At 68.8% G+C, this 22,499-nt stretch carries 21 protein-coding genes; 7 read left to right on the top strand and 14 right to left on the bottom strand.

Translation table 11 applies throughout. The features are described from left to right. Nucleotides 1-41: 41 nt before the first annotated feature. The 3 genes from FE811_RS03110 to FE811_RS03100 are packed head-to-tail and all read right to left on the bottom strand — an operon-like array spanning nt 42 to nt 3,990. Entirely contained in the window at nt 42-311 is a 270-nt protein-coding gene (locus tag FE811_RS03110; protein ID WP_116221054.1) for an RNA-binding S4 domain-containing protein, read from the bottom strand. Next, nucleotides 308-3,244, bottom strand: coding sequence for a helicase-related protein (locus FE811_RS03105; RefSeq protein WP_116221055.1), 2,937 nt, complete (start codon nt 3,242-3,244; stop codon nt 308-310). The genes FE811_RS03110 and FE811_RS03105 overlap by 4 nt, the downstream gene beginning before the upstream one ends. Then, complete coding sequence (locus FE811_RS03100) at nt 3,244-3,990, bottom strand: tetratricopeptide repeat protein (protein ID WP_036749624.1); 747 nt, start codon at nt 3,988-3,990, stop codon at nt 3,244-3,246. Before FE811_RS03100 ends, FE811_RS03105 begins: the two co-directional genes overlap by 1 nt. A gap of 50 nt (nt 3,991-4,040) precedes the next feature. Between FE811_RS03100 and FE811_RS03095 the strand changes: the two genes are divergently transcribed. The 5 genes from FE811_RS03095 (at nt 4,041) to FE811_RS03075 (ending at nt 9,324) form a co-directional block, all read left to right on the top strand. Further along, on the top strand, nt 4,041-4,325 hold the full coding sequence (locus FE811_RS03095) for an SCP2 sterol-binding domain-containing protein (protein WP_036749621.1): 285 nt from the start codon (nt 4,041-4,043) through the stop codon (nt 4,323-4,325). 4 nt (nt 4,326-4,329) lie between these two features. Next, nucleotides 4,330-5,274 carry an alpha/beta fold hydrolase gene (locus tag FE811_RS03090; protein WP_036749618.1) on the top strand — a complete coding sequence of 315 codons (945 nt, stop codon included), beginning with the start codon at nt 4,330-4,332 and terminating at the stop codon, nt 5,272-5,274. A gap of 89 nt (nt 5,275-5,363) precedes the next feature. Further along, entirely contained in the window at nt 5,364-7,220 is a 1,857-nt protein-coding gene (locus FE811_RS03085) for a M3 family oligoendopeptidase (protein WP_244294950.1), read from the top strand. A 226-nt stretch (nt 7,221-7,446) separates the two neighbouring features. Next, nucleotides 7,447-8,628 carry a dipeptidase gene (locus FE811_RS03080; RefSeq protein ID WP_116221056.1) on the top strand — a complete coding sequence of 394 codons (1,182 nt, stop codon included), beginning with the start codon at nt 7,447-7,449 and terminating at the stop codon, nt 8,626-8,628. A 36-nt stretch (nt 8,629-8,664) separates the two neighbouring features. Continuing rightward, nucleotides 8,665-9,324, top strand: coding sequence for a glutathione S-transferase family protein (locus FE811_RS03075; protein ID WP_036749614.1), 660 nt, complete (start codon nt 8,665-8,667; stop codon nt 9,322-9,324). Nucleotides 9,325-9,909: 585 nt separating this feature from the next. Here FE811_RS03075 and ppk2 read toward each other — a convergent pair. Beyond that, nucleotides 9,910-10,905, bottom strand: a complete 996-nt coding sequence (ppk2, locus tag FE811_RS03070; RefSeq protein WP_244294952.1) for a polyphosphate kinase 2 — start codon at nt 10,903-10,905, stop codon at nt 9,910-9,912. A 265-nt stretch (nt 10,906-11,170) separates the two neighbouring features. Between ppk2 and parE the strand changes: the two genes are divergently transcribed. Both parE and FE811_RS03060 read left to right on the top strand, forming a co-directional pair. Then, the gene (gene parE, locus FE811_RS03065) at nt 11,171-13,141 is read left to right on the top strand and encodes a DNA topoisomerase IV subunit B (protein ID WP_116221058.1); all 1,971 of its coding nucleotides are present in this window, start codon (nt 11,171-11,173) and stop codon (nt 13,139-13,141) included. Beyond that, nucleotides 13,138-13,473 (top strand): YnfA family protein, encoded by a 336-nt coding sequence (locus FE811_RS03060; protein WP_114534968.1) that lies wholly within the window; start codon nt 13,138-13,140, stop codon nt 13,471-13,473. Before parE ends, FE811_RS03060 begins: the two co-directional genes overlap by 4 nt. Before the next feature lie 31 nt (nt 13,474-13,504). Here FE811_RS03060 and FE811_RS03055 read toward each other — a convergent pair whose 3' ends face one another. From FE811_RS03055 to FE811_RS03010, 10 genes are all read right to left on the bottom strand, one after another. After that, nucleotides 13,505-13,906, bottom strand: a complete 402-nt coding sequence (locus tag FE811_RS03055; protein ID WP_116171010.1) for a hypothetical protein — start codon at nt 13,904-13,906, stop codon at nt 13,505-13,507. Between the two features lie 101 nt (nt 13,907-14,007). Continuing rightward, a complete protein-coding gene (locus FE811_RS03050; RefSeq protein WP_244294954.1) occupies nt 14,008-14,634 on the bottom strand; it encodes a phosphatase PAP2 family protein in 627 nt (208 codons plus the stop codon). Further along, nucleotides 14,631-15,305 (bottom strand): ABC transporter ATP-binding protein, encoded by a 675-nt coding sequence (locus FE811_RS03045; protein ID WP_116221059.1) that lies wholly within the window; start codon nt 15,303-15,305, stop codon nt 14,631-14,633. The genes FE811_RS03050 and FE811_RS03045 overlap by 4 nt, the downstream gene beginning before the upstream one ends. After that, nucleotides 15,298-16,599 carry a lipoprotein-releasing ABC transporter permease subunit gene (locus FE811_RS03040; protein WP_114534971.1) on the bottom strand — a complete coding sequence of 434 codons (1,302 nt, stop codon included), beginning with the start codon at nt 16,597-16,599 and terminating at the stop codon, nt 15,298-15,300. Before FE811_RS03040 ends, FE811_RS03045 begins: the two co-directional genes overlap by 8 nt. An 85-nt stretch (nt 16,600-16,684) precedes the next feature. Beyond that, nucleotides 16,685-16,843: a cbb3-type cytochrome oxidase assembly protein CcoS gene (ccoS, locus tag FE811_RS03035; RefSeq protein WP_036749596.1), complete on the bottom strand. Its 159-nt coding sequence runs from the start codon at nt 16,841-16,843 to the stop codon at nt 16,685-16,687. A 9-nt stretch (nt 16,844-16,852) separates the two neighbouring features. Then, nucleotides 16,853-19,063, bottom strand: coding sequence for a heavy metal translocating P-type ATPase (locus FE811_RS03030; RefSeq protein WP_116221060.1), 2,211 nt, complete (start codon nt 19,061-19,063; stop codon nt 16,853-16,855). 1 nt (nt 19,064) lies between these two features. Beyond that, nucleotides 19,065-19,529 carry a FixH family protein gene (locus FE811_RS03025; protein WP_036749592.1) on the bottom strand — a complete coding sequence of 155 codons (465 nt, stop codon included), beginning with the start codon at nt 19,527-19,529 and terminating at the stop codon, nt 19,065-19,067. Further along, complete coding sequence (gene ccoG / locus FE811_RS03020; protein WP_114534973.1) at nt 19,530-20,987, bottom strand: cytochrome c oxidase accessory protein CcoG; 1,458 nt, start codon at nt 20,985-20,987, stop codon at nt 19,530-19,532. 273 nt (nt 20,988-21,260) lie between these two features. Further along, nucleotides 21,261-22,307: a cytochrome-c oxidase, cbb3-type subunit III gene (gene ccoP, locus FE811_RS03015; RefSeq protein ID WP_175562291.1), complete on the bottom strand. Its 1,047-nt coding sequence runs from the start codon at nt 22,305-22,307 to the stop codon at nt 21,261-21,263. Further along, nucleotides 22,307-22,495: a CcoQ/FixQ family Cbb3-type cytochrome c oxidase assembly chaperone gene (locus FE811_RS03010; protein ID WP_036749587.1), complete on the bottom strand. Its 189-nt coding sequence runs from the start codon at nt 22,493-22,495 to the stop codon at nt 22,307-22,309. Before FE811_RS03010 ends, ccoP begins: the two co-directional genes overlap by 1 nt. Nucleotides 22,496-22,499 lie beyond the last annotated feature (4 nt).

Raw genomic sequence — 22,499 nt, 5'->3', positions numbered from 1 at the left:
AACCCGGTTCCTTGTCCGGCTGACCGGAGTCCTTCGCCAGCCTAGAGTTCCTCGTAAAGCGTGGCCGCCTCGGTGGCCGGGCCGCGGCGTTCGCCCAGAAGCACGATCCGCAGCACCCTGACCCGGCCATGGGCCGAAACGGTGACGGTATCGCCGCCCCGCACCACCTGCGCCGGCTTGCTGCAGGGCTGGCCGTTCAGCCGGATGCCCCCGGCGCCGATCGCATCGGCGGCCAGGGTGCGGGTCTTGAACAGCCGCGCGTGATGCAGCCAGCGGTCGAGCCTGATGCTTTCGCCGCCTTCCCCTCTCACGTCTTGTTCTTGAGCGCGGCGAGAACGGCGAAGGGGCTGTCCGGGTCGGCCTGTTTCTCGGCGCGCGGCGGGCGGGCCTCGAAGCTCTTGGGACCGTCATGGCGCGGCTTGCCCTTGGGCTTGCCCTTCGGGCCGCGGTCGGGCCGGTCGCCGCGTTCGCCGCGCGGCTTGCCTTCGAAGGGCTTGCCGTCGCGCCGATTCTCCTGCCCCGCCTCGCGTTCGCGGCGCGGGCCGCGCTCGCCCTGCGGGCGGCCCTGACCCTGCCCTTGGCCTTGGCCCTGACCCTGGCGCTCGCCGCGCTCGGGCCGGCGATGGCCGCCGCGGGGGCGCGGAGCCCAGGTGAAGCTGTAGAACACCTCGGTCTCGGGCGCCGCTTCGCCAGGTTCGGCGCCGGCTTCGGCCGCAACGACCTCGGCCTCCGCCTCGGCGGCCTTGCGGGCAGCCTGCTCGGCCTCCCATTTGGCGCGGGTCTCGGCGGCAAGCACGCTTTCCTCCTCGGTCAGCGGATGCTCGTGGTCGGCCTCTTGCGGCGCGGGCTCGGCGGCGGGCGCCGCCTCGGCGCGGGCCTTGGGGCGCTCGCCCCGCTCGGCGCGATAGCCCAGGCCCTGCATCAGCCCGGCGAACTGCTCCAGCGTCATGCCGGTGATCGACAGCATGTCGGGCGTCGCCTCGAAGCCGCCGCGGCTGTCCTGGCCGCGCAGCATGTCGGCCAGCCGCTCGAGCATGTCGATGCGAATCGCCCGCTCGCCCGCCGGGTGATAGCCCGACAGCGTGTAATAGCCCTTGGGCACGTCGGGCAGGTTGGGGATCGTCACCAGGCCGGGCGGCGGGCTTTCGGGGAATTCCGACAGGCCCTGGTCCAGCCCCCAAAGCACCAGCCGCAGCCGGGTCGGCGCCGGCTTCAGCAGCGCCGGCTGGAAGATGGTGAACTGGCCGAAGCGCACGCCATGCTTGCGCAGAAGGCCGCGCGCGTCCTGGTCCAGTTCCTTGACCTCGGTCGCCACGCCCTCGCGCGGCAGCACACCCAGCGCCTCGACCAGGCGGAAGGCGAAGCCGCGGGCCAGCCCGGCCAGCGTCTCGTCGTTCCTGAGCGCCAGCAGCGGCTCGAACAGGGTGGCGATCTTGCGGTCGATGAAATGCTGCAGGCGACGGCGCACCTTCTCGGCAATCTCGGGGCCCGCCTCCTCGTCGACGAAGGCCTCGACGCCGGGTTTCAGCGCCTCGGCGCCCTTGACCAGCTTGCCCACCGCCGAGCTGCCCCACATCAGGCCGCCCTGCTCGGTGAAGTCCAGCTCGGTATCCGGCGCGTTGTAGAAGCGGTCGGCGCGCAGATGGAACTCGGGGCGCAGCGCCTCATAGGCGGCGCGTTGCAGCATCCGCGCCTCGTCCCCGGTTGCGCTCGGATCGGCGTGGAAGCGGAAGCCTTCCAGACGGCCGGCGAATTCGCCCTCGACCGTCACTTCGCCCTTGTCATTCACCTCGGCCAAAAGGCTCTCCTTCTGTTTGAGCCGGCGCAGCAGCACGGAAGTGCGCCGGTCCACGAATCTTTGCGTCAGAGCCGCGTGCAACGCGTCCGACAACCGATCTTCTACCGCGCGCGTCTCGGCACGCCAATGACTTTCGTCCGACACCCAGCCGGATCGTTGGGCAACATAGGTCCAGGTGCGTATATATGCCAATCGTTTCGACAATGTGTCGATGTCGCCCTGAATCCGGTCAATGCGGCGGATCTGCCCCTCCAGCCAGTCGCCGGGCACCTTGCCGTCGCGCAGAAAGCCGAAGATCCGCGCCAGCAGCGTCGAATGCTCGGCCGCCGAGATCGAGCGGAAATCCGGGATCCGGCAGACGTCCCAGAGCAGCCGCACCTCGCGCGGATGCGTCACCTGGTCGCGGATCTCGGGCATCGCCGACAGCGCCTTGAGCGCGCGGATGTCGTCCGCCTCGCGCCCGCGCACCAGCCATTCCGATTGCGGCTGCGTCTCGAGGCTTTGCAAGAGCCGCTCGACCGTGCCGAATTCCAGCGCGGCATTGCGCCACATCAGCCGGCCGATCGGTTGAAAGCGGTGGTTCTCGATCGCCTCGATCAGCCCCTCGTCCAGCGGCGCGGCATCGCCGGTGACGCCGAAGCTGCCCGGCTCGGTATGCCGCCCCGCCCGGCCGGCGATCTGGCCCAGCTCATGCGGGAACAGCGGGCGATAGCGGCGGCCGTCGAATTTCTCGGTGGCGGAAAAGGCGATGTGGCGGATGTCGAGGTTCAGCCCCATGCCGATGGCGTCGGTGGCGACCAGGTAATCGACCTCGCCCGCCTGATACATGGCGACCTGCGCGTTGCGGGTGCGCGGGCTCAGCGCCCCCATGACCACGGCGCAGCCGCCCTTCTGGCGGCGGATCAGCTCGGCCGTGGCATAGACCTCCTCGACCGAGAAGCAGACGATGGCCGAGCGCGCCGGCATCCGGCTGATCTTTTTCGAGCCGGCCCATGACAGGGCCGAGAACCGCTCGCGCCGCATGAACTGCGCCTGCGGCACCAGCGCGGCGATGGCCGGGCGCATGGTGTCGCTGCCCAGCAGCAGCGTCTCATGCAGCCCGCGCATGTTGAGCAGCCGGTCGGTGAAGACATGGCCGCGCTCGGGGTCGGCGCAAAGCTGGATCTCGTCAATGGCGACGAAATCGGCGCCGACCTCGGGCATGGCCTCGGTGGTGGCGACCCAGTATTGCACGCGCTCGGGCACGATCCGCTCCTCGCCCGTGACCAGCGCCACGACCGAGGGGCCGCGCGCCTTGACGATGCGGTCATAGACCTCGCGCGCCAGCAGGCGCAGCGGCAGGCCGATGACCCCGGTGCGATGCGCCAGCATCCGGTCGATGGCATAATGCGTCTTGCCGGTATTGGTCGGGCCAAGGACGGCCGTGACCCGCGATCTGTCACTCATCAGGCGTCGGTGCCCTGCAATTTGCGTTCGAGGCGCTGGACGGCATCCTGCGCCTCCTGTTGATGGGGGTGGATCTTCAGGCTCTGGCGAAAGGCCTCCAGCGCGTCCCGGTCGTCGCCCAGTTCCTCGAGGATGGTGCCCAGCTGGGTCAGGGCGCCGAAATGGCGCGGCTCGAGCCGCAGCACCTGCCCCAGATCGGCGATGGCCGGGCCGAAATCCCCGTCCAGATAGAAGGCGACCGAACGCAGGTACCAGCCCGCCGCGAAATCCGGCGCATGGTCGGTCAGCGCGGTCAGGTGGCCGATGGCGGTGACGGTGTCGCCCGTGTCCAGCGCCGCCTCGCCCCGCTTGTAGAGCAGGTCCATCGCCGCCGAGCCGGAGCGCGACCAGATGCGCAGGATGTCGGTCTCGGCCCGCGCCCAGGTCTCGCCGCCCGGCTGGGCCAGTTCGGCAAACAGCAGGTCCAGGTCCTCGCGCTCGCGCAGCCGCGCCTCGGCGGTCGGCTCGGAGGGGGCCGCGGGTTCGGAAAGCGGGCTTTCGGGCAGCGCCTCGCCTTCGTCTTCGGGCGGACCCTCCTCGTCCTCGGGAATATCGTCCTGCGGCGGTGCGTCCTGCACCGGCATCGCATGGGGCAAGGGGCCCCCGTCCTGCCGCGCATGGCCGGGGCCGGCCGCCGCCAGCCCCAGGAAAAGCGCTGCCGCAACGGCAAGATGGAAATGGGGGACTGGCAAAAGCATATTCCCCATGTAACTTTCCCCATCGTCTAATTCCAGACACGAGAACAGGAGATCCCAGAATGAGCAAAGTCATCGAGGCAGCCGTGGCCGCGCTGGACGAAAAGGCCAAGGGCTTCGACGGCACCGCCAAATTCGTCATCGAGGGCGAGGGGGCGGTCTATATCGACGCCGACGGCGCCCGTGCCGCCGACGACGAGGCCGAGGTGACGCTGACCGCCAGCCGCGAGACCTTCGAGGGCCTGCTGTCGGGCGACGTGAACCCGACCACTGCCTTCATGACCGGCAAGCTGCGGGTCGACGGCTCGATGGGCACGGCGATGAAGCTGGGCGCGCTGCTGTCCTGAAGCGATGAAGCCCGCGCCCTTCAACACGCTGCCCGGCGACCCCCTGCCCCTGGCCCGCGCCTTCTGGCTGCGGGCCGAGGACGGGGTGCGCCTGCGGGCGGCGCATTGGGCCGCGGGCGGCGCCTCGGGCACGGTGCTGCTGTTTCCGGGCCGCACCGAATACCTGGAGAAATACGCCGAGGTCGCGGCCGACCTGAACGCCGCCGGGCTGGACGTGCTGGCGCTGGACTGGCGCGGACAGGGCATGTCCGACCGCCTGCAGGACAATGTCCGGCCCGGCCATATCGGCGATTTCGCCGATTACCAGCGCGACGTGGTCGAACTGGTGGTCGCGGCGCAGGAACTGGACCTGCCGCGGCCCTGGCACCTGCTGGCGCATTCCATGGGCGGCACCATCGGCCTTGCCGCGCTCGACTCGGGCCTGCCGGTGCAAGGCGCGGCGTTCTCGGCGCCGATGTGGGGCATCAACCTGCGCGGCGTGCCCGAGGCGCTGGCGCTGGCGTTTGCCACCACGCTGGGCCGGCTGGGCCGCGGCGGCCACCCCGCGCCGCGCACGGGGGGCGAGAACAGCTTCGTGCTGATGGACCCGTTCCACGACAACCTGCTGACCCATGACGGCCGGCGCTGGGGCCGACTGGTGGCCGAGGCCGCGGCCTGGCCCGACATCTCGGTCGGCGGTGCCAGCAACGACTGGCTGCGCGCGGCGCTTCTGGAATGCCGGCGCCTGGCCGCCCTGCCCCCGCCCGCGCTGCCGGCGCTGATCGCGCTGGGGGATCGCGAGCGGGTCGTCTCGCCCCAGGCCATCCGCAGCCGCGCCGCCGCCTGGCCCGGCGCCCGGCTGCTGGACCTGGCCGATTGCCGGCACGAGCCGATGATGGAACGCGACCCCGTCCGCAGCCGCTTCCTGGACGCCGCCATCGCCCATTTCGGCGCCGCCGCCGCATCCTGAACCGCATCCTGCGCCCCCGCCCTGCACATCGCATGGCTTGCAGCCCGGCGGTTCAGAGGTCACATGTTGACCATACGAAAGGAGCGATCATGACGATTTCTGCCCGCAGCCCCCTGGACCGCGTCCTGCCGCGAGACGAGAATGCCTTGCCTGTCCCGGCCAAAACCCCCGATCTGGGCGCGCTGCCGGAATGGAATTTGGGCGATCTCTACCCCGCGCCCGATTCGCCGGAACTGGCCCGCGACGTCGAGGCGGTCGAGCGGGCCTGCTGCATCTTCGCCCGCGACTACGACGGCAAGCTGGTCTCGCTCGACGCCGGCAAGATGCTGGAATGCATCGAGCGCTACCAGGAGATCGACATCCTGGCCGGGCGGGTCATGTCCTATGCCGGGCTGCGCTATTACCAGAACACCACCGATTCGGCCCGCGCCAAGCAGATGGGCGACCTTCAGGACCGCATCACCGCGGCAACGACCAAGCTCGTGTTCTTCAGCCTGGAGTTCAACCGCATCCCCGACGCGCGCTACGAGGAAATCTTCGCCGCGCCGAACGGTCCCGCCCGCTACAAGCCGGTCTTCGACCGCATGCGCGCGATGCGCCCCTATCAGCTCTCGAACGAGCTGGAACGCTTCCTGCACGACAATTCGGTGGTCGGCGCCGCCGCCTGGAACCGGCTCTTCGACGAGACCACGGCCGGCCTGACCTTCGCCGTCGAGGGCGAGGACGAGGAACTGGGGCTGGAGGCGACGCTGAACCTGCTGACCGACCACGACCGCGCCCGGCGCGAGGCCGGCGCCCGCGCCCTGGCCGAGGTCTTCGGCAGGAACGTCAAGCTCTTCGCCCGCATCCACAACACGCTCGCCAAGGAAAAGGCCATCGAGGACAAGTGGCGCAAGATGCCGACGCCGCAGACGGCGCGGCACCTGTCGAACCATGTCGAACCCGAGGTGGTCGAGGCGCTGAAGAACGCCGTCACCGCCGCCTATCCGCGCCTGTCGCATCGCTACTACCGGCTCAAGGCGCGCTGGCTGGGGCTCGACAAGCTCGAGGTCTGGGACCGCAACGCGCCGCTGCCCAGCGAAAGCCCGCGCCTGATCCCCTGGGCCGAGGCGCAGGCGACGGTGCTGGACGCCTATGCCGGCTTCTCGCCGAGGCTGGCGGAACTGGCGCAGCCCTTCTTCGAGCAGGGCTGGATCGACGCGGCGGTGAAGCCCGGCAAGGCACCGGGCGCCTTCGCCCATCCGACCGTGACCACCGTCCATCCCTATGTGCTGCTGAACTATCTGGGCAAGCCGCGCGACGTGATGACCCTGGCGCATGAGCTGGGCCACGGCGTCCACCAGCGGCTGGCGGCGGCGCAGGGAGAACTGCTGGCCGCGACCCCGCTGACCCTGGCCGAAACGGCCAGCGTCTTCGGCGAAATGCTGACCTTCCGCGCGCTCCTGGCCCGGACCGGGGACAAGGCGCAGCGCAAGGCGCTGCTGGCCGGCAAGGTCGAGGACATGATCAACACGGTGGTGCGCCAGATCGCCTTCTACGACTTCGAATGCAAGCTGCACGCCGCACGCGCGCGGGGCGAGCTGACGCCGGACGACATCAACGCGCTGTGGATGTCGGTGCAGGCGGAAAGCCTGGGCGATGCCTTCGAATTCATGCCGGGCTACGAGACCTTCTGGACCTATGTGCCGCATTTCGTGCATTCGCCCTTCTACGTCTATGCCTATGCCTTCGGCGACGGGCTGGTGAACGCGCTTTACGCCGCCTACGAGGACGGGCTGCCCGAGTTCCAGGCGAAATATTTCGACATGCTGGCGGCGGGCGGCTCGCGCCATCACAAGGAATTGCTGGCGCCTTTCGGCCTCGACGCCTCAGACCCGGCCTTCTGGGACAAGGGCCTGTCGATGATCGAGGGCTTCATCGAGGAACTCGAGGCCATGGAGGACTGAACCCTCGCCGCCGGGGGCGCTTCGCCCCCCGGACCCCCAGAGGATATTTGGACACGAAAGAACAGCAGGGCCTCTTCCGCCGTTCTTCCGTGTCGAAATATCCCGGGGGAATCCCGAAGGGATGGGGGCAGAGCCCCCTCTTCCTGCCGGCCGTTGCCGGGCAGTTTTTCGTCGCCTGCGGCATGGGCCCGTCCTATGCTGCCGGGAAACCGAAAAAGGGGACGGCATGATCCGCATGATCCGACGCACCATCCTTTGGCTTCTGGGCCTGGCGGCCCTGGCCGCCGTCGTGGTGGCGATCTGGGGGCCGGGATTCGTCGAGCGCCGCCTGAACCCGGTTTCCGGGCCCGCCGAGGGCTGGCCGGTCTCGCCCCAGGCCGAGGCGCTGCACCAGCGGCTGATGATCGGCGACTGGCATTCGGATGCGCTGCTCTGGGACCGCGACCTGCTGGGGCGTGCCGGGCGCGGCCATACCGACATCCCCCGGCTGGCCGAGGGCAATGTCGCGGTGCAGGTCTTCACCACCGTCACCAAGAGCCCGCGCGGCCAGAACTATGGTCGCAACTCGGCCGAGGCGCCGGACAACATCACCCCGCTCTTCATCGGCCAGCTGCGCCCGCTGCCGAGCTGGTTCAGCCTCAAGGAGCGCGCGCTGGTCCAGGCCGCCGCCCTGCGCCGCGCCGCCGAGCGCGCGCCCGACCAGCTCATGCTGATCCGCTCGGCCGAGGATCTGCAGACCCTGCTGGAGGCGCGGCAGAACGGCGCGAAGACGGTCGGCGCCATCCTGGGCTCGGAAGGGGCGCATCCGCTGGAGGGGCAGATCGGCAACCTCCAGGTGCTTTACGGCGCCGGTTTCCGCCTGCTGGGCCTGACGCATTTCTTCGACAACGAGCTTGGCGGCAGCCTGCATGGCGAAGGCGGCAGCGGCGCCGGGCTCAGCCCCTTCGGCCGGCAGGTGGTCGAGGAGATGATGGCCAAGCGCATGATCATCGACCTGGCCCATGCCAGCCCGCAGATGGTGCGCGACGTTCTGGCCACTCCCGGCACCCGGCCGATCCTGTCCCATACCGGCATCCACGGCCATTGCCCCAGTCCGCGCAACCTCGACGACGCGCTGCTGAAGGCCATCGCCGGCAAGGGCGGGCTGATCGGCATCGGCTATTGGGCCGATGTCGTCTGCGGCAAGACCCCGGCCGACATCGCCACCGGCATCCAGGCCGCCATCGCGCTGGTGGGCGAGGATCACGTCTCGCTCGGCTCGGATTACGACGGTTCGGTCGATGCACCCTTCGATGCCTCGCATCTGGCCGCGCTGACCCAGGCGCTGCTGGATGCCGGGCTGAGCGACCAGCAGATCGCCAAGGTCATGGGCGGCAACATGATGCGCTATCTTGCCCAGATGCTCTGAACCCGCCTAAGCTGCCACCGCATCAAGGAGAGGCCCATGCTGACCGTCTATGGCGTCACCCGCTCGCGCGCATCGCGCATCATCTGGCTGTGTCATGAATTGGGCCTGCCCTTCAAGCAGGTGCCGGTGATCCAGGCCTATCGCCTGCCCGATCCCGATGCATCCGACGCGCCGCTGAACACGCATTCGCCGGATTTCCTGAAGCTCTCGCCCGCAGGCGCCATCCCGGTGATCCAGGACGGCGACCTGGTGCTGTCGGAATCGCTGGCCTGCACGCTGCATCTGGCGCGCAAATACGGCCAGCCCTTCGGCCCCGCCGATGCGATCGAGGACGCGCTGATGCTGCAATGGAGCTTCTACGCCGCCACCGCCATCGAACAGGACGCGCTGGTCATCCTGTTCAACCACGGCAAGGGCCAGGCCCAGCCCGGCGCGGCCCAGGCCACCGTGGCCCATGCCGCCGAGCGGCTGGTCCGCCCCCTGCGCGTGCTGGAGGATCACCTTGCCCGGCATGGCCACCTGGTCGGAGGCCGCTTCACCGTGGCCGACCTGAACCTGGCCGAGATCCTGCGCTATGCCCAGGGCTATGGCGAGCTGATGGAGCAATTCCCGGCCGTCACCGCCTGGCTTGACGATTGCCAGGCCCGTCCTGCCTTTCGCAAGATGTGGCAGGAACGGCTGGCGGAACCGGAGTAGACGGGGCGCGATCCGGCAGGCGCGGGCTTTCGGCGACACGCTTGAGCCAGGGGCGGGCGGGCCTGTTCTGCCCTTGGCCCCGCGCCCGTCCCGGCTGGCAAAGAACGGCCCCCTTGGGCATCGCAAGCCCCTGCGCTCCTTGGTCTTTAGCAGGCTGCTGAAAAAGTCCTTGCGACAGGACAGCGCGGGCAGGGAACCGGAAAATCCGCTTCAAATTTGCCGAAAACACCCCATTTTCGGGCCGATATCAGCTGGATCCAGAACGATTTCCGCTGCGTCGCCCTCTCAAAATCCTTTTTCAGCGGCCTGTTAGGCGGAACGGCCGTCTCGTCCACCCCAGCTTGCGACTGGCGTGCTGCGACACCGCACCAGCCGCCGGGGTTTTCCCGGCCTGCGGCCTGGGTCCCTGACAGCCAGAAGGCCGGAACCGGTCGGGTTCCGGCGCTTGATTCTCGCAAGAGGACCGCCCGCCGGGTTCCCTCGCCTGCCTGTTCAACACGAGGGCCGGCGAAGCAGAGGATCTCGCCCGCTCGCGGCCATGCCGGTTTCAGGAAATGCCCGCGGCCGGCACGGCCGCGCGGGCGATCACCCCAGGGGCGGACCCGCCACAGGCGGCGTCCGCCGTTGGTCGGGGTGCAGCGATGCGCCCAGGATATGCTCGGCCGAATGGATCACATGGCTGGCATGGCCGACGATCAGCGGATCGGGCGGCGCCGCGATGGCCGCATCCTTGTCGGGATAGTCCAGCGTCGACAGGAAATGCCGCATGCAGTTCAACCGCGCCCGCTTCTTGTCGTTCGACTTGACGATGGTCCAGGGCGCATCGGCGGTGTCGGTATAGAAGAACATCGCCTCCTTCGCCTCGGTGTAATCCTCCCATTTGTCGAGGCTGGCGAGGTCGATGGGCGAAAGCTTCCAGCGCTTCAGCGGATCGGTCTCGCGCGCCTCGAAGCGCGCCCGCTGCTCGTCGCGGGTGACCGAGAACCAGTATTTGTAAAGCCGAATGCCCGAGCGGACCAGCATGCGCTCGAATTCCGGGGCCTGGCGCATGAATTCCAGGTATTCCACCGGCGAGCAGAAACCCATGACCCGCTCGACCCCGGCGCGGTTGTACCAGCTGCGGTCGTAGAACACCATCTCGCCCGCGGTCGGCAGGTGGCGGATGTAGCGTTGGAAGAACCATTGCCCGCGCTCGATCTCGGAGGGCTTGTTCAGCGCCACCACCCGCGCGAAACGCGGGTTCAGGTGTTCCATGAAGCGCTTGATCGTGCCGCCCTTGCCGGCGGCGTCGCGGCCCTCGAACAGGATGACGAATTTCTGTCCCGTCTCCTGCGCCCAGATCTGCGCCTTCAGCAACTCGGCCTGCAGCCGGGCCTTTTCCCGCTCATAGGCGACGCGCCCCATGCGGCGCGGATAGGGATAGCGTCCGGTTTCGAAGGCCAGCCGGATCGCATCCGGGTCGAGGCTGGGAAAGCTTTTCGGCCCCCTGGGCTCCGCATCGGCCGAGGGCACGATGGCGGGGGTGGCCGATGGCTCTGCCGTCCCCGCCCCGGTCCCGGCGCACTCGCTAACCGGCGGCATGACCAGGGACTCACTCGAAACCGGATGACCTTCCATATGCCCTGACCATACTGCAACTCGATACTCCATAGGATATGGCACGGCGCGCGGCGGCACACTTTGATCCTGGTCAACAAAACCCGGTCCGGGTCATGAAAGCGACGCAAATCCGTCATGATCCCCCTCCCATCCCTTGCGGTCGGCGGCGGGCGATCCACTTTCCCTTGCCCCCGGCCCGCCGGGCATGAGATAACCCCGCCCCAGAAGAACAAGACGAGCAGGTGCCATGGCTGACGATCTCTTCCCCGCCGCGGATAAGGCTTCCGAAAGCTATTCGGCATCCTCGATCGAGGTGCTGGAGGGGCTGGAGCCGGTGCGCAAGCGACCCGGCATGTATATCGGCGGCACCGACGAGCGCGCGCTGCATCACCTGGTCGCCGAGATCCTCGACAACTCGATGGACGAGGCGGTGGCGGGCCATGCCAGCCGCATCGAGGTCGAGCTGCTGGCCGATTTCAGCGTGGTGATCCGCGACAACGGCCGCGGCATCCCCATCGACCCGCATCCGAAATTCCCCGGCAAGTCGGCGCTGGAGGTGATCCTCTGCACGCTGCACGCCGGCGGCAAGTTCTCGGGCGACGCCTACCAGACCTCGGGCGGGCTGCACGGCGTCGGCGCCTCGGTGGTCAATGCGCTTTCCGACAGCATGGTGGTGCAGGTCGCCCGCAACCGCGAGCTTTACGAGCAGCGCTTCTCGCGCGGCCTGCCGCTGGCCCCGGTCGAGAAGGTCGGCGCCGCCCCGAACCGGCGCGGCACCACCGTCACCTTCCACGCCGACGAGCAGATCTTCGGCCATCACCGCTTCAAGCCGGCGCGGCTGCTGCGCATGGTCAAGTCCAAGGCCTATCTGTTCTCGGGCGTCGAGATCCGCTGGAAGTCCGAGATCGACGACGGCGAAACGCCGCTGGAAGCCACGTTCCACTTTCCGGGCGGGCTTGCCGATTACCTGGGCGAGGTGCTGGGCAATGCCTCGACCTATGCCGACCGCCCCTTTGCCGGCAGCGTCGATTTCAAGGAAAAGTTCAACACGCCGGGCAAGGTGGACTGGGCGATCAACTGGACGCCGTCGCGCGACGGCTTCATCCAGTCCTATTGCAACACCGTGCCCACGCCCGAGGGCGGCACCCATGAGGCCGGCTTCTGGTCGGCGATCCTGCGCGGCATCCGCGCCTATGGCGAGCGGGTGAGCAACAAGAAGGCGGCGCAGATCACCCGCGACGACCTGCTGGCGGGCGGCTGCGCGCTGGTCTCCTGCTTCATCCGCGAGCCGGAATTCGTCGGCCAGACCAAGGACCGGCTGGCCACCACCGAGGCGCAGCGCCTGGTCGAAGGCGCGGTGCGCGACCATTTCGACAACTGGCTGGCGGCGGATACCAAATCGGCCGGCGCCATCCTGGACTTCCTGGTGCTGCGCGCCGAGGAGCGGCTGCGGCGCCGGCAGGAAAAGGAAACCGCCCGCAAGTCGGCCACGAAAAAGCTGCGCCTGCCCGGCAAGCTGGTCGATTGCTCGGCCACCAACCGCGAGGGCACCGAGCTTTTCATCGTCGAGGGCGATTCGGCGGGCGGCAGCGCCAAGATGGCGCGCGAACGCACCACCCAGGCGCTGCTGCCCTTGCGCGGCAAGATCCTGAACGTGCTGGGCGCGGCCTCGTCCAAGCTGGGCTCGAACCAGGAGATCGCCGATCTCTGCCAGGCGCTGGGGGTCGGCATGGGCTCACGCTTCAACGTCGACGACCTGCGCTATGACAAGGTCATCATCATGACGGATGCCGATGTGGACGGCGCCCATATCGCCAGCCTGCTGATGACCTTCTTCTTCACCCAGATGCGGCCGCTGATCGACAAGGGGCATCTCTACCTGGCCTGCCCGCCGCTTTACCGGCTGACGCAAGGGCCGCATCGCATCTATGTCGCCGACGACGCCGAGAAAGAGGCGTGGCTCGCCAAGGGCCTGGGCGGCAAGGGCAAGATCGACGTGCAGCGCTTCAAGGGCCTGGGCGAGATGGACGCCAAGGACCTGAAGGACACCACGATGAACCCCAGGACGCGCAAGTTGATCCGCGTCTCGATCGACGAGGAAGAGGGCGGCGAGACCGGAGACCTGGTCGAGCGGCTGATGGGCAAGAAGCCCGAACTGCGCTTCCAGTTCATCCAGGAGAATGCCCAGTTCGCCGATGCCGAGGAACTGGACGTGTGATCCTGGCCGCACCGCTTGCGATCTATGTCCTGGCGGCGCTGGCCGAGATTGCCGGCTGCTTTGCCTTCTGGGCCTGGCTGCGGCTTGGCAAATCGCCGCTCTGGCTGGTTCCGGGGATGCTGTCCCTGGCGGTTTTCGCCTGGCTCCTGACGCGGGTGGATGCCGATTTCGCCGGCCGCGCCTATGCGGCCTATGGCGGGATCTATGTCACGGCCTCGCTGGGCTGGCTTTGGCTGACCGAAGGCCAGGTGCCGACGCGCTGGGATCTGCTCGGCGGCGGGCTTTGCGTGCTGGGGGCGATGGTGATCCTGGCCGGGTCGCGCACGGGATAGCCCCCGCCGCGCACGCGGCGTCGCGACCTGCCTAGCCGCAGGTCGTGGGTGTGCCCTTCGCGACGATCGCGTGCCAGTCGGCGCCCAGCGTTTCGCGCGCCGACAGCGCATTCCTCGCCTCCGGCGAGCCTTCGGGAACCATCTTCACCACCATGCCCTGCGAGTAGTTCTGCTGGAAGCCGCGAAGGAAATCGCCCTGCAGCCCGCTGTCGCTGTGATCGCCCAGGATCACGAATCGGTCGCCGCCCTTGCGGATCACCTCGATCGCCGCCGATTTGAAGGCCACGTTGCGGGCGCCCGACGGGCCGCAGGCCGGTGCCGCATGGGTCGCGACCTTGAACGTGTCCCTGGTCATGGGCTGGATCTGGGTCTGGGCGCAGGCCGCAAGGACCGGCAAAAGCGCCAGCGCCGCTGGCAGGGCAGGAATACGCATCCGGGAACCTCGCTTGGATGAACCGTCGTTCGGAGTATGCAGAACATTTCCCGAACATCAATCGCGATGTTCCTAAAATACAAGCTTTCACAATTGGTTAATCAAAACCGCATCCCCAGCGAAAAGCTTACCCCCTCGCTGCCAATGCCGAAGCTCGCGGCGCCGAACGAAACCCCCAGCAGCGCGCCGCTGAACACCTGCGCCGGGGTGTGTTCGCCGGCATGGACCCGGCTCCAGCCGGTCAGCCCGGCCGCGCCATAGGCCAGGGCGCCGGCCTCGGGGCGGTCGTCGAAGCATTTTCCGGCCAGGTCCGAGGCGCCGAAGAAGGCCGCCGCCGTATGGCCCGAGGGGAAGTCCTTGCCCTCGCCCGAAGGGCGGCGCGAGATGGGGGCGCCGTCGAAGAACTCCTTCATTCCCCAGGCCAGCGCCGCCTGCAAAACGCCGCGCACCGCGAAATCCTCCAGCCGGTCCTGGTCGGCGGCGCAGACCGCCGCCGCCAGCGGCAGGCCGTATTTCATCGCCGTGCCGAATTGCTCGAACGGATCGGCATAAGCCTGGGCGGGCAGCAGGCAGAGCAGCCCGAGCAGGGCTGCGCTACGCCTGCGCGCGCGGCGCGAGGACTTGGTCGCAGGCCCAGCCTTTGCCGGGCCTGGCGCCGTGGTCGCCGTGCTGCGGCCATGCACCGCGCATCCACCGGCCATGCACCGCCGGCCGGCATCCGCGCTCATGCCGCACCGCCCTCGCCCAGCCGGATCACCCGGTCCATCCGTGCCGCCAGATCCATGTTATGGGTGGCGATCAGCGCCGCGAGCCCGGTCTCGCGCACCAGCGCCATCAGCACGTCGAAGACCTTGTCCGAAGTCGCCGGGTCCAGGTTCCCCGTCGGCTCATCCGCCAGCAGCAGCGAGGGCTGGTTCGCCAGCGCCCGGCAGAAGGCGACACGCTGCTGCTCGCCCCCCGACAGCTGCGCCGGGCGGTGGTCGGCACGGTGCGACAGCCCCACGCGGCCCAGCAGGTCCAGCGCCCGCGCCCGCGCCGCCGCCTGCGAAACCCCATTGGCAAGCTGCGGCAGGACGATGTTCTCGGCCGCCGAGAACTCGGGCAGCAGGTGGTGGAATTGATAGACGAAGCCCAGCTCCTCGCGCCGCGCCTCGGTCCGGGCACGGTCGCTTTGCCCGGCCATGTCGCGCCCGTTCAGCAGCACCCCCCCCGAATCGGCGCTGTCGAGAAGCCCGGCGATGTGCAGCAGCGTCGATTTCCCGGCACCCGAGGGGGCGACCAGCGCCACCACCTCGCCGCGGGCGATGCGCAGGGACAGCCCGTCCAGAACCGGCACCGGGGCGGGGCCGCCGATGCCGTAAGTCTTGGAGATCCCTTCCAGAACCAGGATGTCATTCATAGCGCAGCGCCTCGACCGGGTTCATGCGCGCGGCGCGGCGCGCGGGAAAGATGGTGACGACGAAGGACAGCGCCAGCGACAGCGCCGCCGCGCGGAAGATGTCCCAGGCCCGCAGCTCCGCCGTCAGGTGATAGATGCCGCGCACCTCGGGCTGCCAGGCATTGCCGCCGGTCAGCGCGTTCAGCGCCGCCATGATGTGATCGACGTTCAGCGACAGCGCCACCCCCAGAGCCACGCCGGCGATGGTGCCGATCACCCCGGTAAAGGCGCCGCAGAGGAAGAAGACCCGCAGGACCGAGCCCTCGGTCAGGCCCATGGTGCGCAGGATGCCGATGTCGCGGCCCTTGTTCTTGACCAGCATGATCAGCCCCGAGGTGATGTTCATCGAGGCGATCAGCACCAGGATCGACAGGATGATGAACATCACGTCGTCCTCCATGTCGAGCGCGGCCAGGAACGAACCCGAGGCGTCGCGCCAGGTCCAGACCTGCGCCCGCTCGCCCGCCGCCTGCAAGAGCGGCATGGTCCAGTCGTCGATCCGCTCGGGGTCGGCGACATAGACCCCGATCTCGTCGACCTGCCCCTCGCGGTTGAAAAAGCTCTGCGCCTCGGCCATGGGCATGTAGATGCGCGCCTTGTCCACGTCGTAGCGCCCGGCCGAGAAGATATAGACCACCTCGAAGGATTCGACCCTGGGCGTGGTGCCGAAGGGGGTCTTGGCGCCCTCGGGCGCGACCAGTTGCAGCCGGTCGCCCACGCCCAGGCCCAGGTCGCGCGCCATGCCGATGCCGATGGCGATGCCGCGGTCGAAATCGTCGAGATTCCCCAGCGCGCTCTGCGGATCGGCGATGCCCGACATTTCCTTGAGCGCATCGAGCGTGATGCCATGGACATCGCCCAGCGAGGCCGCATCGCCCTGCCGCGCCATGACCTGCGCGCGCACGGCCGGGACGGCGCGGATCACGCCGGGGATCTGCGCGATCCGGGCAGCGACCGCATCGTAATCCTCGACCCGGCCGGGGGTGACATAGGTTTCCTCGGTCAGTTCGTTATAGATCTGGGTGGGGGCGTAATAGACCGTGCTATGGGCGTTGGCGCCCAGGATCGTATCGACGAACTCGGCCCGGAAGCCCGCGCGCACCGCCAGGGTGGCGATCAGCGCCATCACCCCCAGGGTGATGCCAAGCAGGCTGATCCAGGTCATCACGCTGACCCCGCCCTCGGCCCGGCGCGCGCGCAGGTAGCGCCAGGCGATCATGAATTCGAAACGCGAAAACGGGGCGGGGCTGGCCATCGCTCACCTGTCTGTTGGGTGGCGCCTGATTGGCCTTTCGCCGCCGGCAATGCAAGCCAACAAGGCCGTGACCGCGGCGCGGCCGTCACGGCTTGGGGCGGTCGTCCCATTCCGAGCTGAGGATCCGCTCGGCATCGCCTTTCGGATCCTCGTATTGCCGGCCGCGCAGCGACCAGATGAAGGCCACCAGGCCAAGCCCGCCAAGGCCCAGGGAAACCGGAATCAGAAGGCCCAGGATTTCCATGCTTCCTCCTTACCGCAGCCGCAGCGCGTTCAGCGTCACGCTGATCGAACTCAGCGACATGGCCAGCGCCGCCATCAGCGGCGTCGCGAATCCGGCGATGGCGATGGGCACCGCGACGATGTTGTAGACCAGCGAGATGGCGAAATTCTCCTTGATCCGGGCGCGGGCGCTGCGCGCCAGCTCCAGCCCCTCGGCCACCGGGGCAAGGTCGCTGCCCATCAGCACCATGTCCGAGGCGGTGCGCGCCGCATCCAGCGCCGAGGCGGGCGAGATCGAGACATGCGCCTCGGTCAAGGCGGCGGTGTCGTTCAGCCCGTCGCCGACCATCAGCGGATGCAGCCCCTGCTGGCGCAGATCGCGCAGGGCCTCGGCCTTTTCGACCGGGGTGACGCCGGCGCGCCATTCCGCGATGCCGAGCCGCTGCGCCAGATCCTGGACCACCGGCGCCGCATCGCCCGACAGCAGCATCACCCGCCGGCCCGAGCCAAGGATGCGCGCCACGCAGGCCTCGGCCCCCGGCCGCAGCCGGTCCGAGAACTCCAGCCGGATCGGCGCGCCCTGCCCCCCCTCATCACCCAGCGACAGCCAGCTTGCCGAAAGCGTCGCCTCGCCATGCCGGGCGCCCAGCCAGTCGGCACGGCCCAGCCGCACCTCGCGCCCCTGCCAGATCCCGGCGATGCCATAGCCCGGCACCTCGCGCAGATCGCTCAGCGGGGCGGGTTCGGTGCCGGCCTCGCGCAGCGCCTGGGCGAGTGCCTGCGACAGCGGATGGCCCGATCCCTGCGACAGGGCCAGCGCCACCGGCCGCGCCTCGGCCGGGATGGGGTCCAGCGAGACCAGCTGCGGCACGCCCATGGTCAGGGTGCCGGTCTTGTCGAAGACCACGGCATCGACCTCGGCCAGGCGCTCCAGCGCGGTGCCGTCCTTGATCAGCATGCCGCGCCGGAACAGCCGCCCCGAGGCGGCCGTCACCACCGCCGGCACCGCCAGGCCCAGGGCGCAGGGGCAGGTGATGATCAGCACCGCAGCGGCCACGTTCACCGCCAGCCGCAGGTCATGCGTCGCGAAATACCAGCCGAGGAAGCTGCAGAAGGCCAGAAGATGCACCAGCGGCGAATAAAGCCGCGAGGCGCGGTCGGCGAGCCCGGTGTAATGGCCGCGCGCCGTTTCCGCCGCCGCGACCAGCGCCGTCAGCCGCGCCAGCGAGCTGTCGCGCCCGGCGGCCGTCACCCGCATGACCAGCGGGCCGGTCAGGTTCACCTCGCCCGCCGAAAGCGCGACGCCCGGACGGGCGGGAACCGGGATGCTTTCGCCGGTCAGCAGCGAGCGGTCGATCTCGCTGTTGCCCTCGGCGATCTCGCCGTCGGCGGGGATGCGGGCGCCGGGGCGGATGCGGATCAGGTCGCCCGGAACCAGCTCGGCCACCGGCACCGGCTCGTCGCCCGCGGTGGTGACGCGGAAGGCGCGCGGCACCTCCAGCGCGGTCAGCTCCTCGGCGGCCGAGCGGGCGACGGCGCGGGTGCGATAGTCCAGGTAGCGCCCGATCAGCAGGAAGAAGCACAGCATCACCGCCGCGTCGAAATAGGCGTGATGGCCGGATTGCACCGTCTCATAGACCGAAATCGCGCTGGCCAGGACCAGCGCCAGCGAGATCGGCACGTCCATGCCGAGCCGCCCGTGCCTGAGCGCCCGCCAGGCGCTGGCGAAGAAGGGCTGGCCGGCGAAGGCGACCGTCGGCAGGGCGATGGCGCCGGAAATCCAGTGGAACATGTCGCGCGTCGCGTCCTCGGCCCCCGACCAGACCGCGACCGACAGGATCATGATGTTCATCATCGCGAAGCCCGCGACGCCGATGCGCATCAGGATGTCGCGGCCCTGCCGGTCGGCGGCGCTGGCGGAGAGCGCGGCGGGATCCAGCTCATGCGCCTCGTAGCCGATGCCCTCGACCACCGGGATCAGCTCCTCGGCACTCATGCCGGGCGCGTCCACGGTGACGCGGCGCAGCGTCAGGTTGACCCGCGCGTCCCTGACGCCGGGATGGCGGTTCAGCACCCGCTCCACATCGGTGATGCAGGTCGCGCAATGGATCGTCGGCAGGGACAGGACGATGTCCTCCTGCCCGCCCCCGCCCGCGGCGATACGCTGCGCCAGCGGCGCCGCATCGCAGGCCGGACAGGCCGAGAGCCGGGCGTCGTGGTCGTGCAGCGTGGCGTCGGACATCTCAGTTCACCCGGTTGCCGTGGTAATGGTCGATGCGCTGGCGGAACACCGTGCCGTCGGGGGCGGTCGCGGCCAGGTGGATGTTCCACGTCCCCGGCGCCAGCACCAGGGGCGCGCGGAACAGCCCGCCGGAATAGGTGAACTCGGGGCGCTGGTCGTCGCGCACATGGGTCGGCCGGCCCACCGTCACCTCGAGCCCCTGCACCGGCGCGGGAAGGCCCTGCCCGTCCCGGATCGCCAGCACCAGCTCACGGCCGTCATACTCCGGCGTCACCGTCCAGTTCAGCGCCGCCTGCGCGTCGCGGTCGCGGTCGAAGCTCTGCGAGGCGACATAGCTGTTCTTGACCTCGAGCCCAGGAAAGGTGCCCACGGCCTTGAAGGCCATGAACAGGTTGACGGCGATGATGGTGCCAAAGGCGCCCAGGGTGATGATCAGCACATGGCGGCCGGTCAGTTCGCGGGGCATCTATTCGCTCCTTCCGTGGAAGACGGTGTCGATACGGGACTTCCTCCCATCGGTGGCATCCTCGACCCAAAGCGTCAACTCGCTCTGTGCCCCCTCGGCCAGCGCCGAGCCCTTTTCGGCGGTGATATAGACGCGCTGGGTATGGGTGCTGTCCGCCGCGACGTGAAGATCGGCGGCCGGCAGCCCCTCCAGCGTCAGGCCGACGCCGGCCGGCGCGGTGCCGTCGGGCCCGGCGACCGAGACGGTGAAGTCGCGCTCGGATCCCTGCTTGTTGCGCAGCCGCAGCGCATAGGTGTTGCGGATCGCGCCATCGGCCATGGTGACGTAAAGCGGGTTCCTGACCGGCGTCACGTTCAGGTCGAAGGGCGAGCGCAGGAACAGCGCCACCACCAGCGCAACGCCGATCCCCGCCCAGAGCGTGAAATACAGCATCGTGCGCGGGCGCAGGATATGCTTGAGCACCGGCTTCGGCGTCTCGCCCGCGCGCTCGGCGGCCTCGTCCTTCAGCGCCATGTAGTCGATCAGCCCGCGCGGCTTGCCGATCTTGTCCATCACCTCGTCGCAGGCGTCGATGCACAGCGCGCAGGTGATGCATTCCAGCTGCTGGCCGTCGCGGATGTCGATGCCCATGGGGCAGACGTTGACGCAGGCCATGCAGTCGATGCAATCGCCCTTGGCGCCGCCGTCGGATTTCGTGGGCTCGCCCTTGTGCAGCTTGCCGCGCGGCTCGCCGCGCCATTCGCGATAGGCGACGGTCAGCGTGTCCTCGTCCATCATCGCGGCCTGGATGCGCGGCCAGGGGCAGGCATAGACGCAGATCTGCTCGCGCGCGAAGCCGCCGAAGACGAAGGTGGTCGCGGTCAGGATGCCCATGGTGATATAGGCGACGGGATGGGCCTGGCCTATCAGCAGATTGCCCAGCAGCGTCGGCGCATCGGTGAAATAGAAGATCCAGGCGCCGCCGGTCGCCAGCGCGATGAGCAGCCAGATCGCCCATTTCGTCAGCCGCAGCCGCAGCTTGCGCAAGTCCCAGGAGGCGTTCCACAGCCGCAGCCGGGCGTTGCGGTCGCCCTCGACCCAGCGCTCGGTCAGCAGGAAAAGGTCGGTCCAGACCGTCTGCGGGCAGGCATAGCCGCACCAGACCCGCCCCAGGGCCGAGGTGAAGAGGAAAAGCCCCAAGCCCGCCATGACCAGCAGCCCGGCGACGAAATAGAATTCATGCGGCCAGATCTCGATCCAGAAGAAATAGAAGCGGCGGTTGGCCAGGTCGATCAGCACCGCCTGGTCGGGCATGGCGGGACCGCGGTCCCAGCGGATCCAGGGGGTGACGTAATAGATCGCCAGCGTCACCGCCATGATGATCCATTTCAGGTTGCGAAACCAGCCATGGACCCGGCGGGGAAAGATCGGCTCTCGGGCAGCATAAAGGCGTGGCGGGTCGATGTCGGAATTCGACATGATTGGCTCCTGTAGCGCGTGGCTCGGGTATATAGAGCCTGGCAGCGGTGACGCATTGATCTGCGTCAAGCGCGGGCTGGCCGAGCATAGCGAGAGGGGATGCGGGGAACATAGGCCGAATTGTCGCATCCGCATAAGAAACCGGCCCGGCCGGCTTGCGCCAGGACCAGGCCCTGCGTTTGATAAGAACACCGGCCCCCCTTGGAAACGCGCGAACAGGACGGGGGGCCGGTGCCACCGTGGCCGGTTTCCCGGCCACGGATCTGGGATCAGTTATTCGCCGCCACCAAGGCTGTGGACATAGGCGGCGACGGCGACGATGTCGGCGTCGGACAGGCGCCCGGTCCAGGCCGGCATGACGCCGAAGGGGCCGTCGCGCACGATGCGGGTGATCGTCTCCGGGTCCGAACCGTAAAGCCAGACGGCATCGGTCAAGTCCGGCGCACCCTGGGCGCGGTCGCCGGTGCCGTCCTCGGCATGGCAGGACGAGCAGTTGTCGGCGAACAGCTCCACGCCCTCGGCCGCCAGCGCCGCGTCATGCGGCAGGCCGCCCAGCTCCAGCACATGGTTCACGACCTGGCGGATCTGGGTGTTGTCCAGCAGTTCGTCGGTGCCGAAGCGCGGCATCTCGGAATAGCGGGTGTCGCCGTCCTTGGGATCGCGGATGCCATGCATCACCGTGGTGTGGATCTCTTCCAGCGTGCCGCCCCAAAGCCAGTCGTTGTCCAGCAGCGAGGGATAGCCCGTGGCCCCGCCCGCGCCCGAGCCGTGGCACTGCGCGCACCAGGTGCGGAAGATCGCGGCGCCGGCATTGGCGGTATAGTTCGCCAGTTCCGGATCGGCGGCGATCTCTTCCAGCGGCGTCTCGACCAGCTTGGCCTGGATCGGGGCGTTGGCGTCGTTGAAGCGCTGGATCTCGGCCGCCACGTCGGAGCGGTAGCTTTGGCCCAGAAGGCCGCGCGTCGCCCCGTTCACCAGCGGGATGGCCGGATAGGCGATGAAGTAGAACACCCCCCAGACGATGGTGGCATAGAAGGTCCACAGCCACCAGCGCGGCAGCGGGTTGTCATATTCCTCGATCCCGTCCCAGCTGTGCCCGGTCGAGGGCACCTCGACCACCCTGCGCCCGCCCTTGCGGTCGCGCACGACGCGGGTGGCACCCGGCCGCGGCGTGACCGGGGGATGCAGCGGTCCCTCGGGCCCCTCGGGCGGATGGGCCAGGATCTTGGCCTTGTGGGCCTCGTCGGCGGCCTGGCGTTCCAGCTCGATCCGGTTGTCGGGATTTTGCGGGCTGGTGTGCTCGTCGTCGCTATCGGCCATCACTCGACCTCCTTCTCGCCCGCCGGTGCGGGTTTCGTCTCGTTGCGGAAGATGCTTTCGGCCGCGTCGCGATGCAGCGGCCGCGAGCCCGGCCTGAGGGCGAAGACGATCGCCCCCAGGAAGAACAGCACCAGCAGCAGCAGCACCCAGCTGTCGGCCAGTTCGCGCAGGAAGGAATACCTGTCCATGGCG

This window comes from Paracoccus sp. FO-3 (genome assembly GCF_006386455.1).
Classification (GTDB): Bacteria; Pseudomonadota; Alphaproteobacteria; order Rhodobacterales; family Rhodobacteraceae; genus Paracoccus; species Paracoccus versutus.
This window is presented reverse-complemented; position numbering and strand designations above follow the sequence as displayed.

Excerpts from the sequence above, each read along its gene's own strand:
- ccoG (WP_114534973.1), bottom strand. The coding sequence starts at position 20,987 with ATGTCGAATTCCGACATCGACCCGCCACGCCTTTATGCTGCCCGAGAG.
- ppk2 (WP_244294952.1), bottom strand. The coding sequence starts at position 10,905 with ATGCCGCCGGTTAGCGAGTGCGCCGGGACCGGGGCGGGGACGGCAGAG.
- FE811_RS03055 (WP_116171010.1), bottom strand. The coding sequence starts at position 13,906 with ATGCGTATTCCTGCCCTGCCAGCGGCGCTGGCGCTTTTGCCGGTCCTT.
- FE811_RS03105 (WP_116221055.1), bottom strand. The coding sequence starts at position 3,244 with ATGAGTGACAGATCGCGGGTCACGGCCGTCCTTGGCCCGACCAATACC.
- FE811_RS03045 (WP_116221059.1), bottom strand. The coding sequence starts at position 15,305 with ATGAATGACATCCTGGTTCTGGAAGGGATCTCCAAGACTTACGGCATC.
- FE811_RS03025 (WP_036749592.1), bottom strand. The coding sequence starts at position 19,529 with ATGCCCCGCGAACTGACCGGCCGCCATGTGCTGATCATCACCCTGGGC.
- FE811_RS03010 (WP_036749587.1), bottom strand. The coding sequence starts at position 22,495 with ATGGACAGGTATTCCTTCCTGCGCGAACTGGCCGACAGCTGGGTGCTG.
- FE811_RS03040 (WP_114534971.1), bottom strand. The coding sequence starts at position 16,599 with ATGGCCAGCCCCGCCCCGTTTTCGCGTTTCGAATTCATGATCGCCTGG.
- FE811_RS03080 (WP_116221056.1), top strand. The coding sequence starts at position 7,447 with ATGATCCGCATGATCCGACGCACCATCCTTTGGCTTCTGGGCCTGGCG.
- FE811_RS03030 (WP_116221060.1), bottom strand. The coding sequence starts at position 19,063 with ATGTCCGACGCCACGCTGCACGACCACGACGCCCGGCTCTCGGCCTGT.
- FE811_RS03095 (WP_036749621.1), top strand. The coding sequence starts at position 4,041 with ATGAGCAAAGTCATCGAGGCAGCCGTGGCCGCGCTGGACGAAAAGGCC.
- ccoS (WP_036749596.1), bottom strand. The coding sequence starts at position 16,843 with ATGGAAATCCTGGGCCTTCTGATTCCGGTTTCCCTGGGCCTTGGCGGG.
- FE811_RS03100 (WP_036749624.1), bottom strand. The coding sequence starts at position 3,990 with ATGGGGAATATGCTTTTGCCAGTCCCCCATTTCCATCTTGCCGTTGCG.
- ccoP (WP_175562291.1), bottom strand. The coding sequence starts at position 22,307 with ATGGCCGATAGCGACGACGAGCACACCAGCCCGCAAAATCCCGACAAC.
- parE (WP_116221058.1), top strand. The coding sequence starts at position 11,171 with ATGGCTGACGATCTCTTCCCCGCCGCGGATAAGGCTTCCGAAAGCTAT.
- FE811_RS03085 (WP_244294950.1), top strand. The coding sequence starts at position 5,364 with ATGACGATTTCTGCCCGCAGCCCCCTGGACCGCGTCCTGCCGCGAGAC.
- FE811_RS03090 (WP_036749618.1), top strand. The coding sequence starts at position 4,330 with ATGAAGCCCGCGCCCTTCAACACGCTGCCCGGCGACCCCCTGCCCCTG.
- FE811_RS03075 (WP_036749614.1), top strand. The coding sequence starts at position 8,665 with ATGCTGACCGTCTATGGCGTCACCCGCTCGCGCGCATCGCGCATCATC.
- FE811_RS03050 (WP_244294954.1), bottom strand. The coding sequence starts at position 14,634 with ATGAGCGCGGATGCCGGCCGGCGGTGCATGGCCGGTGGATGCGCGGTG.